General features: G+C 44.4%; 6 protein-coding genes. All 6 read right to left on the bottom strand.

Going from position 1 to position 19,440, the window contains the following annotated elements:
• Positions 1-18: 18 nt before the first annotated feature.
• Positions 19-2,391 carry a CBS domain-containing protein gene (locus HFV01_RS29660; protein ID WP_187757651.1) on the bottom strand — a complete coding sequence of 791 codons (2,373 nt, stop codon included), beginning with the start codon at positions 2,389-2,391 and terminating at the stop codon, positions 19-21.
• Between the two features lie 519 nt (positions 2,392-2,910).
• Positions 2,911-3,462: a hypothetical protein gene (locus HFV01_RS29655; RefSeq protein WP_046318747.1), complete on the bottom strand. Its 552-nt coding sequence runs from the start codon at positions 3,460-3,462 to the stop codon at positions 2,911-2,913.
• A 306-nt stretch (positions 3,463-3,768) separates the two neighbouring features.
• Positions 3,769-5,928: a UvrD-helicase domain-containing protein gene (locus HFV01_RS29650; protein WP_006668285.1), complete on the bottom strand. Its 2,160-nt coding sequence runs from the start codon at positions 5,926-5,928 to the stop codon at positions 3,769-3,771.
• An 822-nt stretch (positions 5,929-6,750) separates the two neighbouring features.
• Positions 6,751-7,107, bottom strand: coding sequence for a four helix bundle protein (locus tag HFV01_RS29645; protein WP_006622930.1), 357 nt, complete (start codon positions 7,105-7,107; stop codon positions 6,751-6,753).
• Between the two features lie 73 nt (positions 7,108-7,180).
• Positions 7,181-13,483: a DEAD/DEAH box helicase gene (locus HFV01_RS29640; protein WP_193520700.1), complete on the bottom strand. Its 6,303-nt coding sequence runs from the start codon at positions 13,481-13,483 to the stop codon at positions 7,181-7,183.
• A gap of 607 nt (positions 13,484-14,090) precedes the next feature.
• Positions 14,091-18,929, bottom strand: coding sequence for an Eco57I restriction-modification methylase domain-containing protein (locus HFV01_RS29635; protein ID WP_193520699.1), 4,839 nt, complete (start codon positions 18,927-18,929; stop codon positions 14,091-14,093).
• Positions 18,930-19,440: the final 511 nt, after the last annotated feature.

Raw genomic sequence — 19,440 nt, 5'->3', positions numbered from 1 at the left:
GAACTTAACATCTACCCATTAGATGGGAAAGTCGATAGTAAATGTAGTCCAACCATTTTGACTGGTAACTTCAATTTTACCCTCAAGTTGTTCGATCAACTTTTCCACTAATGCTAACCCCAAACCAGTTCCCCCTTGTTTCCATGGGTCAGCATTTTGGACTCGATAGAATTTATCAAAAATGCGGGGTAATTCCTGTTCCGGTATTTGCGCTTGGTTAGCAATTTGCAACCGGAGTTTATGGGATACTTGTAAATCCGATTTAATGGGGAGCGTTTCTAATTTTAAATTAATCTCACCCCCTTCTATCGTGTACTTGCAAGCATTATTAAGTAGTTCTGCAATAATCCTTTCTAGGCTGCTAGTATTAGTGCGTACAGAGGGTAAGTCTGGCGGCAATTCCACATTCAAAACCAGCTTTCTTGAATTAGCCCTAGAATAAAAGGGTTGAGTGATTCGGGGTATCCAATTCACTAGATTTAACAGGTCTAAGCTGATGGGAATATTTTCTGCTTCTAGCTTCTGTAAATTTAGGAGGTCATTAATCAGGTTAGTTTCCCGGACACATTCATTTTCTAGGATGTCAAAATAAACTTGTTGACGTTGTGCTGTCGGAGCCAATTTTAGCATATAAATCGCCATTTTCATATTAGATAAAGGAGTCCTAAGTTCATGGGGAACTGTGCTGAGAAATTCATCTTTCAGGATGTTTAATTGTTGGAGTTCCTGCACTTTTCGCTGTAATTCTGCCGTGCGGTCAAGAACTTGTTTTTCTAGGTCAGTATTCAAGGCTTGAACTTGCTGATATAGTTGGGCTTGATAGATAGCGATCGCCAATTGGGTGGCTAATTGTTGAAGTAGGTTAGTTTCCGAGGGTAGCCAATGACGAGATTTTTGGCAGTGATGAACTTCAATGGTTCCCCAAAGTTGTCCATCCTGGATAATTGGAACTACCAAATAAGCGAGAATTTTTTTATCCGATAAAATCTGCAATTTTTCCTTAGATATTCGCGCTTTTTCGATATCTTCCACTATATAAATATTCTGGTCAAAAAAGGTATATTTATAATAATTAATCACCGATTCATTTAATCTATTTTCCGAGAGCGATCGCCATCCTTCTCCTACAGACTCCGCCACCAATTCCCCCACACCACTATTAAGTATTTGGTAAATAACCACCCGGTCGGAACTCAAAAAATCTCGCAACTCTGCTACTGTCGTATTTAGAATTTCATCTAAGTTCAAAGATTGATGAATTTGCAGAGATATTTTAGCTAGTAGCCGTTCTCTTTGCAATTGCTCCTGGAGTTGCGCCGTGCGTTCTTGCACCTGTTTTTCTAGTTTAATATTACGACTTCTCAGCAGTTCCATTTTCTCCGCTTGCAGTTTATATACAGACTGCTTAAGCTGTCTAATCACCCGATACATCTCCGTAGGATCGAGCATTCGCAACAGACTCATTTGGGTAATAATTCCCTGCAATTGTCCTTGGTTATTACTAACCAATAAACGCTGGAGTTGTCTGGCTTGCATTTCCTGATGAGCCAGCCATAATGAATCTTGAACTTTTAACGAAAATTGAGGAATCCCCATAATAGTGGCTGCCGTAGTTTCCGCTAAATTTAGCTGAAGAAATTGCGCTAAAACTATATCCTCAGCCGTGACAATACCCACAGGTTCTAATTTATGGGTAGCTAATTGATTATGAATAACAACGCAACCAATTGGATGAGTAGCCATCATTTGCGCCAACGTCAATACAGAAGTGTTGACCGGCGCGGTAAGAACGTCCGTAATTATCTCATCAGCTACCCGTCTAGTCCGCAAAATATTAGAAGGTTGCAAGACTTGACGAATTCTTGCCGGCGTGACTACTCCCACTAAATGACCTTGACTATTCACAACTGGTAGATGCAAAATTTGATGTTGTCGAAACATAGACAACGCCGTAAAGATATCCTGATCTTCCGACTCCGTTAGTTGACATATTGGAATTGACATAACCTCCCCAATTCTGATGTGATCCAGGGTGGCTTCTTCGGGATGATCTAAAATTCCCGTAGCAATTAGTTGTAATAAATTACGGGGCGTAAAAATCCCTAATAACGTTGATTGTTCTGGTGGTTGAGCCACCAATTCTGTACATAAGGGCGTGGGTTTATCAACCACCAATATACAGTTTGCTCGTATCCCCGTAGGCTGGATTAATGTTCTAGAATCAGATCTGTCTGGTTCTAGTCTGAGATCCTGGGGGAAGGGACAGTGATTTTGTAATTGGCTTATCAATGCGATCGCCTCTGCTACCGACGTATCGGGAGTGACTGCAACCGGATAGCGGTCTACCGCTTGTTCAAGGGCTGAGGAGTAATGGGGCGCAGGGTAAAGCATAACTGATACAATTGCACCGACGATTATTCATTATGGACTATTTCATCGGCAATTGGCTGCTAATTTCTGGTTGGGTCAAGCCCAATTATCCCTACTCCAGCAACCGAGATCCCTACTATTGGGCGGCGTTTGTTTTAATCGGTAATTGGCTGTAAGCCAGAAACCCGGTTTCTCGCCAGACTCAAAGAAACCCGGTTTCTTTGAGAAACCGGGTTTCTTTCACTCACCAGACTCAAAGAAACCCGGTTTATTTTTTGCTCACAAATGGGCTGGGTTTCCCATAATAGCTAATCATGGCTTGCTGCTTGGCGCGGGTGGCGGCGACGTGCAATAAACAGCGTTCCGCAGTAATAAAGCGGTCTTTGGAAACATCGCATCAATAGATAACCGACGCGATCGCCTCTAATTTAACAGCCGGAAATCAAGACTTGGGGGGTTTTGAGAATCCCCGCCACGAGTGGTGGTCTGGTAGGGATTCTTTCCCCACCGGGCAATATCGCCTACAAATATGGCGATTTTTTAGGAACGACTAATCATAAATCGAACCGTGTAATCCCAGGTAGACCAACCCACAAAGGTGTTTTTCTTAGACATCTTCCACTCCCGCACTTCATTAGCCGGTCCTACGGCAGAAATTTCCAATTCGCAAGCACCGAGCAAATCATCTTTGTCAAGACTTGCGAGAATGCCAACGCCAGTTGTTGCGGCTGAAAGAATCGTCCCAGCAAGGACTCCGTAGGGTCCGGCAGCAGATATAGCACTGGAAACCATACTGCTAATTGCTGTGATCGTATCACCGTACTTAGACCAGTCTTTTCCAGCATCTTCATCATAAGCTTTCAGTCCACCTTTGATGACTTGTCCTGGAAGAAGATTGCCGTCAAATAAAACGGAATCTTGGGGATTAAATTGCTTTCTTTGCTTGTCATTGATTTTGATAGGACGGGTCAAAATTGCTTTGGTGACGTCACCACCGACTAGGGCACCGACAAGATAAAAATCATCGGCTCCCGTAATATCTTCGGTATCGGCACAATACACATCAATTAATTCAATCCTGATACGAGTCATACATTTTTCCTTTGATTAGTTTGTCGAAGTAGAGATTTGTTTGATTCTTTTCTCCCTTCTACTAGAAGACGATGCTCTCTACCAATTTCTGAATTTATTTTTTTAATTTCTTTTTTTTCGCTGTTTTTGGCCCAAAAATCGAAAATAGCGATCGCTCCTTTACATGACCAGTGCCGGTGCCGGTAATTGGCCGTAAGCCAGAAACCCGGTTTCTCACCAGACTCTTAGAAACCCGGTTTCTCACCAGACTCTTAGAAACCCGGTTTCTCAAAGAAACCGGGTTTATTTTTTTTTAAGAAATCGGGTTTATTTTTTTTCCATAAATGGGCTGGGTTTCCCATAATAGCTAATCAGGACTTGCTGCTTGGCGCGGGTGGCGGCGACGTGCAATAAACAGCGCTCTGCTGTGATAAAGCGGTCTTTGGAAACATCGTCTGGACAGTCGTTTAAACCGGTTTTTAGGGGTAAAATATCATCATTTAATCCCGGTAGCACAATCCAATCAAATTGTAAACCTTTTACTCGGTGCATTGTGCCGATGCGGATGCCTTCATCTAAGAGATTGTCCGGTTGATTTCGTTTAATTCGTTGCATCTTGATTGGATAATTGCCTAACGCTGACTCGTACTGTTCCATGAGAGATTGTGTGCGAAACACCATGCAAACTCGCGATGAATTGCGATCGCCAGTATTCCCCTGATTTTGCAAGGTTGTTAATAACTCTTGTAAATAGGAAATTTCCTGCTCAAAAGTCTTGAACCCCTTGACAATGGGGGCATCGCCGTGCATGATTGAACGGTAGTCTTGTAAAGAATCTACGCCGCCATCTAAATCATCGATCGCCAAATTTTCCAGAACCGCTGTCGCCCATTTGCGAGTTTCGTCCGTAGTGCGATAATTGAGGCGCAACTTCTTAGACCGTCCGCGAATATCAATATGGCAGTGGCTGAGGATGACAGTTTGCCCATAGATGCGTTGGTGGGCATCTCCGACCAAGAATATATCATTGGCTGTTGGGGGACCCGCGATCGCCCTAATTAACTCAAATGCCCCTTTACTCATATCCTGGGCTTCATCCACAATTACCGCTTTATAGGGGAGAATTTCTCGACCTTTGGCGCGAATAATCGAAATAGCATCATACATCGCGTCATTAGCCTCGCGGTATCCCGCTTCTCGTAGCAGGTTGCGATACTCCTCAAAAACCAGCCATATTCCTTGTCGCTGTTGACGACTCAAACGGGTTCCCCGACCAATGCGACGGGAACCTAGATAATCTCTGAGAGTTTGGCAGCGGTTTTGTTGTAGCACTTCCTGCCATTCTTCCCGATAAAAACTTAGGGGAAATCCTAATTCTGGCGGCGCTAAAGTATAGGCTTGTTGCCAGAGGTCATCCGTTTCGTTATTGTACACGATCCGGTTTTCGATGCCCTCCTCTTTGAGAAAACTTGTCACCCAAGAGTCTAGGTTAATTACCCGAATGCGTTTCATTACTTCCGGGGTGCAAATGGTTTTCAGGTTGTTTTCAATATCGATCGCTAAATTTCGGGTAAACGTCGTAAACAAAAGGCGATCGCTCGTTTTCGTCAAGCGATTTTCTGCCAACCATTTTGCCCGGTGCATCGCCACCACAGTTTTACCAGTCCCCGCCCCACCGAGTACCCTCACCGCCCCATTCCAGTCTCTTTCAACTAATTTCCGTTGGGTAGGATGAAGGAAAACCCGCCATTTTTCCAGGGGGGCTGCTAACATTTCCTCTAATTCTGTGTCATCGGTGACTACCATAAACCGAGAACGGCTGTCCTCATTGTCTAGGGCTGCTTCCAGGTTATCCGGGTCGATATTATCTTTGGGTTCTGGTCTTTCCAATTGTTGGAAAATATCCGGGAGGGGATAGCCAGCAGCTAACATAAAAATCCCGTCGCTGGCTTCCTTGGGGAGATGGGGCAAAAGTTCTTCCACATCGCGATCGCTCACAATTTCCCGCACTGCTGGGAGTAAAATTTCAGGAACCCCCAAACGCATTAAATCCCGATCGGCGATCGCATCAAAGCGTTTAGGTTGGGCTTCTGGTTGCTGGTGACTTTGCTTGAGTTTTTCCGTAGTCGCTTCTACTTGTTCAACATCGATAATTTGCACCGACCCAGAAACCTGGTTAATTTGGCAGACTTTTCGCCGCGCCCATTGATAAGCATCGTCATGTTGATCAACCCATAGCAATAGATAGGTATTCCCCGTTTCCGGTTTCAGTACGATCGCCCGATAATCTAAATCCACCCGCACAGATTTTAGTCGTTTGTCTCGACTCCCTTTAATCGATTCATAATTTAACCCCGACCGGGTAGGGCTTTGGCGAAAGCGATTGATAAATTCAGATACTTTGTTTTGGATTTTGCGTGGCAATTGATTGTGACTACTAAAAAAGTCATCAGCAATGGCTAGGCGAATCCCATGATCTAAGTTCATAATTAACAATTAATAATTAACAATTAATAATTAACAATTAATAATTAACAATTAATAATTAACAATTAATAATTAACAATTAATAATTAACAATTAACAATTAACAATTAATAATTAACAATTAATAATTAATAATTAACAATTAACAATTAACAATTAATAATTTAAGACTGACAATTATTAATTGGGGTGGGAGCTGGCTCTGCTGTTAGTGCTGAATTTCAGCGGACACCATAAATCAACCCCCTCTCACACCCCATTATCAACTATCAATTGTCAATTGTCAAGACTAAATTTCAGCCGACCACCATAAATCAACCCCCTCTCACACCCCATTATCAACTATCAATTGTCAATTGTCAAGACTAAATTTCAGCGGACACCATAAATCAGCCCTCTCTCACCCATCATTATTAATTATTAATTATTAATTATTAATTATTAATTGTCAAGACTAAATTTCAGCGGACACCATAAATCAGCCCTCTCTCACCCATCATTATTAATTATTAATTATTAATTATTAATTATTAATTATTAATTATTAATTGTCAAGACTAAATTTCAGCGGACACCATAAATCAGCCCTCTCTCACCCATCATTATTAATTATTAATTATTAATTATTAATTATTAATTATTAATTGTCAAGACTAAATTTCAGCGGACACCATAAATCAGCCCTCTCTCACCCATCATTATTAATTATTAATTATTAATTATTAATTATTAATTATTAATTGTCAAGACTAAATTTCAGCGGACACCATAAATCAGCCCTCTCTCACCCATCATTATTAATTATTAATTATTAATTATTAATTATTTTGAACTGCCTTTGGTTGAATTTATGATTGAGGTTAACAGCCTTAACAGTTCCAGGCAATCTTGATTGATGGAGTGGAAGCCATGGAAGTCTATGTAACCGCCTCTGTATATTAATTCTAGCCAATATTGGGTTTCGTTGGCTTCTTTGAGGGCGATCGCCAATTTATGAGCAAAATCGGCACGACTTTCGCCATATTCTGCTTCCCGAACTAATGCCCCAATTGCCGTACCACTCCGCAAAACTTGTTTAGAGAGGACATACTCGTGTTTTTCTGTGGTAAGATATTGGTATAATTTGACAATTCTCAGTGCAAAAACAAATGACTTATCCTTAACAACATTCTCACTCATAATTATTAATTCGTGAATTAGCAAATCGGCAAATCAGCAAATCGTTTAATTATTAATTATTAATTATTAATTATTAATTATTAATTGTTAATTTTTTTAAGAAGTCTTCGACTAGATAAGACCGCCAACCGGCGGCGATAAAGGCTTCGTTGTCTTCGGGGGTGAGGGTGACCACGGTTTTGGTCTCCTCCCAGGCGAGTTCCCCGATCGCTTTGACGCTACCACGATCGCTTAATAGTTCATATCCCGCTTGGGGGAGGGGCCAGTTTTCCTGACTCATGCGATCAATGGCGGGAAAAAGACTTTCTTCGATCACTAATTCCCTTAACTCCTCCCAACGGGGGTCAGTGTTTTCTAGGGGAGACTGGACTATAGACCCTGGAGTAGCTAGGGATATCTCTGGGGCGGCGTTGGTCGTAATGGCGTAAAAATGGGGGAGGAATTGGTATAAATTCAGCGATCGCAATGCTTCCCGCCAACTTCCGGGGTCTTCCTGTTGGTCGTCTAACTCTAAGCAGACGAGGCTACCTGTCGCGTTTTTTTCGTGGTTACGCTTCAGGTCTACTAGCGTAAAAATCTGTAATGACTCCGAAATACATACCTCCCCAATGACGTATGTGGGCGGAACTTCCCAAAGGGCGATCGCTTCTGGAGATAGGCGAGTTTCCATCCTCCCTAGAAATTCTGGTGACTTATTATTGGCGGGACTCCCTTGGGCTAGAGTTCGCAATAACGCCCACCTTTGCCAATTTTGCGCCTGGGGTTGGTCTAAATAACTCATTAGCCATGCAAAACTATCCTGGCTTTCCAGGAGTTGCATTCCCTCGCAGTCATATCGCTTATAAAATGAGCCCCCGCATTTCCGGAATTTATCGTTATTTAAGTCCTGACGGAAACTGTCCGGCGGCGGGTTTGTGGTGCGGTGGCTGCGGTTAACCTGTTTCATCACATCATCCCACGTTAACGACCAACACCAAAATCGACCACTACGGACGATCGCCTGACGTTGTTGGAAGTCTTCCTTAATGCGATCGCGATGATATTCCCAACCGTCTGTAAATACCACCACTGGTAAACTCTCCACCCGACTCGAAGCCGGACGCATGATAAAATCCGCCCGACAGGGAATGGTTACACCATCTTTTTCGTCCAGCGTTACTTGAGTTTCCACAATCCAAGCACTATTTTTTAGTTTGATAAAATAGGCTGTTTTACCATCAATAATCTCTGGTTTCAGCACTAAATCAGTTCGCATTGATAGCGCCTTGATAAAGTTCCTCTCTAGTTCACTCTCTAAATTGCTATTAACTCGAATCGCTGATAAACCTTCCGAATGGTCTTTTAATTCACTCCAATGATTCAGTAATTTTCCCAGTAAACTCTCCGCCTTTTTCCGGCTGGTATAGTCTTTATAAAAACTATTCCGATAAGCAAAAATACATTGATAGCACCCGTCTTGATGCCTTTCTTTGCAACTACAGGTTCTCATCTTTTCCAAGGCTTGCAGAAATACCTCTTGTAATTCCTGCGGCTGGCGAATTAATTGCCGCAGATATCCCGTCCCTCCCGGTATGCTATCGAACAGATATAAAAACGATTTGCGGAGGTTGCTTTCCGGTTGCGGTTCTTCGCTAATGGTCGTGCGGAGGTGGTCTACTTTCCCCCGAAACTTCTCTTTTAAGCCTAATTGGAGCGCTGCAATAAACGAGTGCAAACCTTCCGGAGTCCAGAAACTTTCATCCGGCATTAAAAACCGGATTGATTCTGATTCAAATTCCCGGTAAAGATACAGCACCTCGATAGTTTTTACCTGGTCGGGTTTGTCCCGCCACTGACAGCTAATCGCGTGATTTTGGGCGTGGTCCTTATTCCTATCTATTACTTTACCACAACTGCGGCAAACTGTAAACCCTTTTGTCGTAAATTTTTTACCCGCAATTTCCACCGTTTCCCCCGTGGACAAAGACTCGCCTAGGTTGATTTCGCGGAACTTCGTGCGGGAAATATACTCGAACCCAAAGGGAAACTCTGGGTGATTAATCAAAAAAGTTTGTTCGCGGAATTCCGGCAAAAAATCCACTAATAACTGTTTCTCGAAAAATTCGATTTTGCGGTCTTCACTATCATCAGTTAGGCGACTTGTCTGGTCGGCAGTAGTTGCCATAACTTGCCGTAACCGCAGCATAGTCCGCAACCTGCCTTTATCACTCCATAGGGTATCATTACATCGCGGGCAGGTTTTTTGATGGGCTTCTGGTTGAAAACTCTCCGTTGCATAACTACAACTTCGACAAATTCGCCACTCTTGCGGCTCCGATAATTTGAGGTCTATTTGGTCAACCTTTACTCGTCTTCCTTCCGCATAGAAAACCCCGCTGGGTACTAATTCTCTAATCGCCACCTGGCTGGGGCGTTCATAGGTCATGGTTAGCACCTCATAACGCTTACCATTCGCCCCTTGTTTTGGCCGCAGTTTCCGCAAAACCATTGACCGTAAAGTTACTCCCGCTTCCGGGAAAGCATAGTTGGGGAGCAGTCCCTCGTCCGTCAGAAAGTTAAAGATATTTTTGTTGTTGATATCTCGGATAATTTCCCGGAGTCCCTCTTTTTCTTGTTCCATTTCTGCCAGCTTGTCCGGGTCTTGCAGGTGGGTGGGTTCCCCTTTTTGGGCTTTGATTTTTTTGGTGAGGTTGACGATCGCATTATTAAAACGATGTCGTTCTTTTTTCATTCCTTCTAGGCGGTTCAAAATGCGCCAGCCTAGTCCGCCGATTTCCCCTTGTCCCTGGTGCATGAACTCCTCAATTTGGGCTTGAGTTTCTGGCGTAATGGTATCCGCGAATAAATCTATAAATTCCCTCAGTAATTCCCCTTGCTGGCTGTCAATGAACCTTAGCCAATTGTAAGGAAATCGATTTTGGGCTTGATTTTGCAGATGGTTTAGGATATCATTAAGTTGGGGAGAGAATCCTTCCGAGTCTAACCCACTTGCCACCCAATTATCTAGGCAAAACGCCGTCAGTTGTCTCTCTAAAATCGCCGCCGCGTTTAGATAGCATCCCGAAGCCTCTATCCCCCCTTCTAGCATTTGGGCGGGGTCGCTGTAGAAGAATAAATCGTGAGGTTTGGCGTTGGCAATTACTCCCACTAACGCATTACCGTCTCGTCGTCCCGCGCGACCAATTCGCTGCTGGTAGTTGGCAACGTTGGGGGGGAGAGAACACAGGAAAACACTGGAGAGGTCGCCAATATTAATCCCCATTTCTAACGTCGAAGTCGCCGAAATTAAGTTAGGATCACAATAGCGATCGCTCTGGATAAAACGGTGTTCTAAACGTTCGCGGGTAGTGCGGCTTAAAAGTCCCGTATGTTCCGCCGCCACAATGCGACGAACTTCTCCCTGTTGATACATTTGGCGATAGTAGACTAAACCGGGGCGTTGGTCGTCTTCGTGGTAATGTCCCTGACAGCCTAAGCTGCGACAAGTGTCCGGTAAGTGGGAAGAAGTCCGAGAATGGGTGATTTGATGATAACAGCGATCGCAAGTAAGAACCTTTCCCCCTGGGTTAATTATAATCGCAGCCATGGGGATACCCCAAGCGCGACCTTGACCGCAAAAATGAGACTCTAGCAACTTCGCCCCCACCAAAGTCTCTAGGGTGAAGTGTAATATATCAATCAGTTGTTCCTTCAGTAGCAGCGTGTGGGGAGCAAATACTCGCATAGTCCAATCTTCGCACCAACTGTCTCTGTTTTTCCCAGAGATCACCCTTTCAAACTGCTTAGTTTTCGCCGCCGCATTTACCAGAAATTTCGGCGCGGGGACAGAAGGACCCACCCCTGGCATATAAACTAATTTAGACAAAAGATATGTTTCGCCGCCACTGCTGATATAATTGCCTTGGGTGACAGGTTGCACAATCCCTCCCCGGTGGCGGAGATGATGCAATAAACCCACGATTAACTCCCTTACCCGGTCCTCACTCACTGTCCGCAGCGCTTCTATTTCATTACTCAGCTTTTGGTGTAGCGTCTTAGTCGCAGCCGTCAGGAATTGGGGGTTAAAGCTGACACTAGCGACCCCGCTGCGTTCCAAAGACGGACCGATCGCCCCTCGGTGTCCGAATTGCGTCACAATTTCCCACACCAGGCGCTTTTCGACTAACTCCAGTAAGTCCGGTAAAGCCGTGTGGGGGTCTAATTTAGACCGATCGCCATTTAGGAAGTCGTCCCACTCCCGCAACCATTGCAGGTCTGTCGGTAGGAAAGTCGCGATATAATTTTCTGGGATGGGGATTTTTTCCCGCCAATAGTCCGCAAAGCGATCGCATAATTCCTGCAAAGTCAGGGGATGTTGAGATTCTCGCACTAATTGGAAAATTGACGTGCGTAATGTGCTACGATAGGTGCGGGCGTTGTAAAATCCAGCCCTGTGAGCAGCATCTTGTACCGAGTCCGAAAAGGTGAGTAGTTTCTTGTCCTGATTGAACGGTGTCGTGTACAAGATGCCAATACTAGCGCTCGTCAGGCTGGCTGCTTGTGCGCCCAAAATTGATAAGCCGTTCGAGTTGCCACAGAAAGGGCAGTCATGGTTAGATATTAACTGTTCCTGTCCGTTTCGGGTTACTGTTTGCGTCACCTCCGGGACTAACACCCGGATGAAATTATCCGCGTTGTTTTCCTTATGACAACCCTTACAGAATTCCACCGAAGTTGGGTTAACCGTGAGACAGTGACGACAGAGGAGTTGAGTTTCCTCGTGAGACTCGTCGCAGGGAAACAGGAAGGACACTAACGGCTTCTGGCTGAAAAACGCTTGATAGAAGCCACGCAGGTCGTTGGGGATAAGTTTATTATTAATCGTGGAATGGCGCACACCACCCCAACCCGTCGCCCCACAGTCGCGACAGTGCATGACCGGTAAGGTTTTCTGATTTTGGCGTAACTCTGGGGTGAGGTCGTCCGAGAAAGCAAGTTCCGGCTGCGACTCCACAGAAGCCACCATACGCTTGAGTTCCCGAAACCAGACCTGTACCCGTAATGTCACCCAAGGGGCTATGATTATTGTACCATTGGGGTTGTCAATTTGGCAACGTGCCGCGCTAATTAACGCGAAAATGCTATCCAGGAGAAGATAGCAATATTCTGGGTGTTGTTTGACCGGGAAGTGGAGACGGCTACCAATGCGATCGAGAATTTCCTCGTAGGTGCAGGATTTTTCCTTTAAAACCCTGATTAAATTATGGATAATTGGGAGGCTTTTTAGTTCCTTCCCTAATTCTACCCGCCACTGGTCGTCTATGGGTTTATTAATAAAAGTATCCGTTTCTGTAGTCGGGTTTAACCAAAGTTGCGCTTGAGTTTGTAGATAGTTTTCCGGGTCGGTGTAGTTGTCCGGTTGCAGTTTTTCCCAGTCCTCTAACCTCGGTAGGGGGAGGACGTTTAATAAAGCATTCCCCAAAAATTCCCCATCACTTAGGCGGTCTTCTTCAATTAAAGCCGCCGCCTCAAACTCTTCTTTAAAGATAGTTTTACTATAGGCTAAGATTTCCGTTTTATCACTTTTGTTCCCCAAAGTCGCCGAAGTTCCCACACAAGCCAAATGTCCTGGGGGAGTTTGGAGGCGGTGTTTTAGGCGACGCAACAAACAAGCCAAGTCCGTCCCCTGTGCGCCATCAAAAGTATGGAATTCATCAACTACCAAATAGCGCAAAGTTTCCGGTTCATTATTTGTCCATAAAGTTTGAAGGTCTGGTCGAATTAGCAGATAGTCCAACATTTTATAGTTAGTCAGCAGGATATCTGGGGGAGACTTTCGCAACATCTCTTTATCAGTAATCACCTTTTCTGGGGTCATCACCCGCGTAGGTTTTTCGTCTTTTTCCCCTACATATAACCCAGCCGTAACCTGACCTTTTAGCGAGGGAGTTTGCTCAATTATTTGGGCGATACGTTTACTTTGGTCCGTCGCTAAAGCGTTCATAGGATAAATTAAAATCGCTTTTATCCCCGGTTTATTCCCCTGTTGGCGACAATGTTCTAGGAGGGGAATTAAGAAACATTCCGTTTTCCCCGAACCCGTCCCCGTGGCGATTATAGTTGACTGATAGTTAGGGGGACTGAGGCGATTAAAAGCGCGTTCTTGGTGCAAAAACGGGATAAAACCCAGGGGAATTTCCGGGAAATAGTCCCCGCCAATTGTACCCTGTCGAAACGGTAAACCCACCGAAACATAAGGTCCGCGATAGAGGTTATTAGCCGTTTTCAGGAATCGTTCAATCAACCCATTAAACCCTGGCGTTGTCGGTCGAAAGGTGGTTATCAAATAGTCAGAAACACAGTTCCTAATTTGGGCAGCTACAACTGAAGGAAACATCTCTCTTCTCTTAATTAATAATTAATAATTAACAATTAACAATTGGGGGATAAGAAACCCGGTTTCTCGGCTTCTCGAGGATAAGAAACCCGGTTTCTCAAAGAAACCCGGTTTCTCGGCTTCTCGAAAAAGAAACCCGGTTTCCGGGTGGTCTTAATTAATAACCAATAATTAACAATTGGGGGGAAGAAACCGGGTTTATCGGCTCCTGGGGGGATAAGAAACCCCGTTTCTCCAAGGACGAAAAAGAAACCCGGTTTCTCAAAGAAACCCGGTTTATAGGCTGCTGGAGTAAGAAAGGAGGTTTCCGGGGTGGCTGGTGGAGGGATAAAGAAACCCCGTTTCTCAAAGAAACCCGGTTTATAGGCTGCTGGAGTAAGAAAGGAGGTTTCCGGGGTGGCTGGTGGGGGGGTAAAGAAACCCCGTTTCTCAAAGAAACCCGGTTTATAGGCTGCTGGAGTAAGAAAGGAGGTTTCCGGGGTGGCTGGTGGAGGGATAAAGAAACCCCGTTTCTCAAAGAAACCCGGTTTATAGGCTGCTGGAATAAAGGGTCTTTGACAATTTGCCGATAGTGTGTTATGGTGTCCATAATCGAATCTCCTCTAAATCAATTATTAATTGTTAATTGTTTCCACGCCGTGCGGTAGTCCTCAATACGATCGCATAATATAAAAGGCGCTTCGTAGGCGATTTTCCGAGTCGTTGGACCCTGGGGGAGGGTGTCGTCGGTAACCGTTACTTCTATGATACCACTTTCCAGGTCTTTGATGTCTTCCCAACCGATGATTTCCTTTTTCGCGTTCCCTTTGCGCGGTAAACCTACCCCCGTTAACCCTTTGCTGCTCGTGAACACTATTCTACCATTCATATCATAATAGGTTTCCTTTTCATATTGCTGCATCACCGGGAATTGTACCCTGTATAACGTGATGAGTTCCTCTAGGGTTAACCCTAACGACATCGCTGCTAATACGTCTATTTCTACTAACGCTTGACGACGTTCGTAGTCACTCCGCAAGGCGTTATTTCTTTGCCATTCTGGGGTTAAATGACGGAAAAAGTTTTGATTCAGTCGCCGGTCTTCCCCTTTTGTCCATCTCTCTTCACGGTATCCTTCCTCCCAGCATTCTTCCCATAATTCACCATAATACACTGTTAGGCAATTTAACGCTAGAGTGCGAATATATGCTGATAACATTACCTCTGGACAAGCAAAAAGAGATGATAACTCTTGTCTGAAGTTAGCTTTACCTGTTGTCTTGATAAAAAAGTCATAAGGTAATGATGATGATAATGCCGTTATCTTAACAAGAGTTTTAATATCTCTAAACGCCATAGAATAGCAGCCATCAATATGCGCTGATTTTTTCGGCGCAATTGCCGGAATTAAAGTGCGTTCTGCTGATGCTCCAATCATTTTTCTATAAGCAACCCGATAAAACTCAGTGACGGGTTTTTGGTCATCCCAGGGAACGCAGGGAGTGCGACGACGGTATTCAGCAGGGGAACAGTCCGGGACGTAGTTAGTGCGCGGTAGATAGTCGTCGGGAATTGCCCTTAAATCAATAATATCATAAGACCGATTAGTATTACAAACTTTTCTCGGAGTTTGATAAAGTGGTGTTCCCACAAAGAAATGGGGTCCTGATAAAATCAGGTCTTGGGGAGACTTCGCAAACTGAGTATCTCGGCGAATTGTCTTATCTTGTTGAGCATTAACTTCATTCCAACAGGTTGATGGAGTTGAATAGTAAATAACATCAGTTAAATGCTTTTCTTGGGTAGCCAACTTTTCTAATACACTGACTAAGTTTTGCGAATGTAAAGCCGGGAGTCGCGCTTCCTCAGCGGGGGTTCCTTCGGCATCATATAATCTCGCAAATAGCTGTAAGGTCTCGGACTCAACGCTAATAATTCGGCTAGGATGACCTTTGGTTTCCCATTTGCCGTTATCATTTTTAATCCCTGGAATCAAACCAATTCCCGGAGACTCAAAACATTCAAAAATGGTATTAGGACTAAAAACATTAGCAATATTGACAAAGCGAATATTTTTTGTGTTGTGGCTAGATGGATTTTGATAAATGTTGATGCTAAATTTAACTCGATTTCCAATATCAGAAAAAAGTTTAAATTCATTTTGAAACTGAAAATGTCCTATTAAGTGCCGATATAATTCCCGGCGCAAAGTTCCCCCTTTGGGGTCATCATAAACCCCTTCTGGGTGTAAGAAACCCGACACCCCGCCAGACTTGCCAAAATTCCATGCTTGGGGAAGGAAACACTTAAATGAGTTGGCTTTCTGACCCTGTAATAAATGATAATTTTGCACCGCGTTGAGGAAATTCTGGGTTCCGTGTAACTCTTCATACTCCTGAAGATATGCCGCTTGTAACTTTGGGTATTTACTAAATAAATCTTCCCGCCGTTTCGCCAACTCACTCGCCGATAACTTTCTAATCACCGTCAACGGGTCATAGTCCCCCAATATATCCCCTTCTTCCCATTCTATCTTCACCCAGGGAGGGTTACCAATCATTAAATCAAACCCGCCTCTCTCTAGGAAAATATCCGCAAATTCCAACTCCCAATGGAAAAACTTATAAGTTTCCGCCAAAGTTTCCACCAACTGCAACCGAGGCGAAAAACCCTTGAACTTCTCCAAGTCCACAAAACCAAATTTATTAATAAAATCCTCCGCTTGCTGGGGTGTTTGAGTTTCCGGGAATAAAGATAACTGTTGGGAGGGTACCATTTCCGTCACCCCTAAAATCATCGTTATGTCGCTGAAAAACTCCTCCCGACTCGGTAAGTTTTCCGCCTCCTCTAGCGGCCAAAACCATAAACTGCACCAATAGTCCATCACCAACTTTAGCCGCCGATAAGCCGATGAATTACTCACCCCCCGCGAGAGTTTCTCCTGTTCGTAGATTTTATCTTTTTGTGCTAGGGGAACTTCCCGTTTCTCCTGTTCCGGTTGTCCCCACACCGTCAAGCTGTCCGTAGTCCGTTGGCGAATTTTGGCTAATTCCTTCGCGTAAGTATGCCACAGTTCATCAATGCGAGTTGATAGGTATGTTCCATAGTCCGCTTGGTCGGCATTTAGGGGAGTTTTGATAAATTCTTTCTGCCATTGGTTAATCTGTTTTATGGCTTCGGGGGTGAGTTTTTTAATCACTTTATCCGTATAATTAGCCATACCTGGGTCCCCTAACAAAAAGTGAAAAATACCGTCTGCGGGGAAGGTTTCTCCCAGGGGTATCCGTGACGGCGGCATTTCCCACCAGGAGAGGTTTTTTTTGCCTTGACTCACCTTTTGGCGGGGGTATATTTGTCGTCTCGCACCCACCAGGGAGTTACCACAATGCAATTGCAAGCCAAACCAGGGGACGAATATTTGGTCGCTGTCTTTTTCCCCATAGATACAATTTAACCACAGGGAAACCTCGGCTAATTCCATGGCTATGGGGTTTTTATCAATGCCAAATACATTGCGGTCAGCCAGCAGCATTTTGACTTTCTGCTTCTCTAAGGTGATGTTTTCATGGGGTATCCGTTGATTAAGTTTCTTCTCTTTTTTCTGTAAATAAGCCTCGGCTAATTGAGTTATAGCTTCATTCAAAAAAGCCGCACTTCCCATAGCTGGTTCGCAGACGGTTAACTTTAAAATATCGTCAGCGGTCTTGTCCGCTAAAAGTTCTTGGAGAGCATATTTGACCAAACATTTGGTTAAGGTTTGGGGAGTGTAATAACTGGCACTTTTTTGGCGGTCTCTTCCCGCTAACCGAAACAAAAATTTCCCTTTCTCATGTTTGCGGGGAGTTTTTCCCGTCTGGGGGTCTGTCACCAACTCCTCCGTTTTTAACTCCTCCAAACGGTCAGCGGGAACAAAATAAGCCACCTCTAATTCACTGCGTGGTTGGGAACCTTTCGCGGCTTTGGGTTTAACTGTGGGTTGGTCTTCGTCGTCGTCTTCGGTGTCTGTCTTGGTAGAGGTTTTTTTGGCGGCGGGTTGAACTTCGTAGAGGTTTTCCTCGGCGAAAAAAGCCGATAAACTCAATAAACCCTCGTAAACTTCCCCTAACTGGTTAACCCCCAATTGCGCGTAGCTAATGCGTCCCCGTCGTCCTTGTCCTGACCGCGACAAAGACATCAATTCCAAGACTTTCTGTAGGACGGAATTGCGAAACCTGACTCCCTCTAACATGGAGGTATATTCGGGGTCAAACAGATGACTTTTTAAGGCGGGTAAACGGAAGGTATTATAAATGGCTGTTTTCTTCTGCAAAAGTTCGGCTTGTTTATGGTCTTCTTCAGGATATCCAAACCACAACAATTTAAATAAACGACGAATAGAGGTATCTATATAATAGCCTTCCGAGTCCTCCGAAGAAAGTAACTCCACCTGTTCCAAGTCTCGCAGGGTTTCTAAACTATATCCCTCCCGATAAACATCAGAACCCATGGGAGCATAACCTAACTCGGGTCGCGCTTCAATATAAAAGATAAATAGCAGTCGATAAACCCACCGCAAACACTGGATTTTTAACAGGTTGGGGTCAATTTCCTGTTCTCCCTTTTGGGTTTGTTCCTGGGTGGAATACACCCCCTTTTTACCGACTGTCCGCCGATAATAAATAAACTCGTTTCCCAAAAGTTCGATCGCCTCCCGTAAGGCAAATTTCAAGTCTTCGGAAACGCTATAAGTATGGCGGTGACTATTTTCATCAAGGGTATCTAACAACGCCATTCCTTCGGCTGGACAAATGCGATCGCGGTGTAACAGGGTAGCGATAGCGAACAAAGAATGGCGATCGCGATCGGCTAAAATCTGCTCTAAATCAAACCTTAACAACCGGGAAGCATTCCATTTATAACGGTCAATTAAAGCTATCTGGTCTACACTAATTAATAGCACCCAGCGGGGGGGTTCATTTTGACCAAAAACCACATCAGTTACGATATCTTCCAGGGTAGAATTTAGCCAGTTTTCTGGAGAGCGATCGACCCGAAATTCCGGGAAATCTTGACCTTGAATAGGGTCAAATTCCAGGGAGAGAATATCGAGAGGTTCTCCGGTAGGATTAAACCCTTCCAAAACCCACAAATTTGGCATTCCAGAACTCTGTCTAACTTCCGCCAAAATCGGGAGCAAGGTATCATTATCCAACCACTTTAACCCCGGTTCCCACTGATACCCCAAAACCTCCAAAACCTGCCGAAAAAACTGCCGTTGCTGACCGAGAATTTCAGTTTTATCTATATTAATAGTTTGGGTGCGAGTTTTGAGGCGAAAATAATCTCCCCGCAGCCTCCCCAAAGCCTGGGACGGCGGCTCTTGATTGGTCCCCACCTCGGAGGCGATCGTCTTTAGGTCTTCGGTTAAAATTGCATCCAAATAATAGGCGGCATAAAATTCATTTTCGTTAGCAATTCCGATTAACATAATATTCGATAACCCCGGCTTATAGTCAAAGAAACCCTGTAAATTTTCATTTTACACTACTCACGACCAACAAGAAACCCGGTTTCTCAAAGAAACCGGGTTTCTAGACCTCTCCACAAAGAAACCCGGTTTCTCAAAGAAACCGGGTTTCTAGACTTCTCTACCAAGAAACCCGGTTTCTCAAAGAAACCGGGTTTCTAGACCTCTCCACCAAGAAACCCGGTTTCTCAAAGAAACCGGGTTTCTAGACCTCTCCACCAAGAAACCCGGTTTCTCAAAGAAACCGGGTTTCTAGACCTCTCCACCAAGAAACCCGGTTTCTCGAAGAAACCGGGTTTCTAGACCTCTCCAACAAGAAACCCGGTTTCTCGAAGAAACCGGGTTTCTAGACCTCTCCAACAAGAAACCCGGTTTCTCAAAGAAACCGGGTTTCTAGACTTCTCCACCAAGAAACCCGGTTTCTCAAAGAAACCGGGTTTCTAGACCTCTCTACCAAGAAACCCGGTTTCTC

Source organism: Limnospira fusiformis SAG 85.79 (genome assembly GCF_012516315.1).
In the GTDB taxonomy this organism is placed as follows: domain Bacteria; phylum Cyanobacteriota; class Cyanobacteriia; order Cyanobacteriales; family Microcoleaceae; genus Limnospira; species Limnospira fusiformis.
Note: the sequence above shows the minus strand (reverse complement) of the source record. Positions and strands in the feature narration are given on the sequence as shown.

What these genes read in the sequence shown, in the direction of transcription:
- HFV01_RS29655 (WP_046318747.1), bottom strand. Translation starts at nt 3,462, where the DNA reads ATGACTCGTATCAGGATTGAATTAATTGATGTGTATTGTGCCGATACC.
- HFV01_RS29650 (WP_006668285.1), bottom strand. Translation starts at nt 5,928, where the DNA reads ATGAACTTAGATCATGGGATTCGCCTAGCCATTGCTGATGACTTTTTT.
- HFV01_RS29640 (WP_193520700.1), bottom strand. Translation starts at nt 13,483, where the DNA reads ATGTTTCCTTCAGTTGTAGCTGCCCAAATTAGGAACTGTGTTTCTGAC.
- HFV01_RS29660 (WP_187757651.1), bottom strand. Translation starts at nt 2,391, where the DNA reads ATGCTTTACCCTGCGCCCCATTACTCCTCAGCCCTTGAACAAGCGGTA.
- HFV01_RS29645 (WP_006622930.1), bottom strand. Translation starts at nt 7,107, where the DNA reads ATGAGTGAGAATGTTGTTAAGGATAAGTCATTTGTTTTTGCACTGAGA.
- HFV01_RS29635 (WP_193520699.1), bottom strand. Translation starts at nt 18,929, where the DNA reads ATGTTAATCGGAATTGCTAACGAAAATGAATTTTATGCCGCCTATTAT.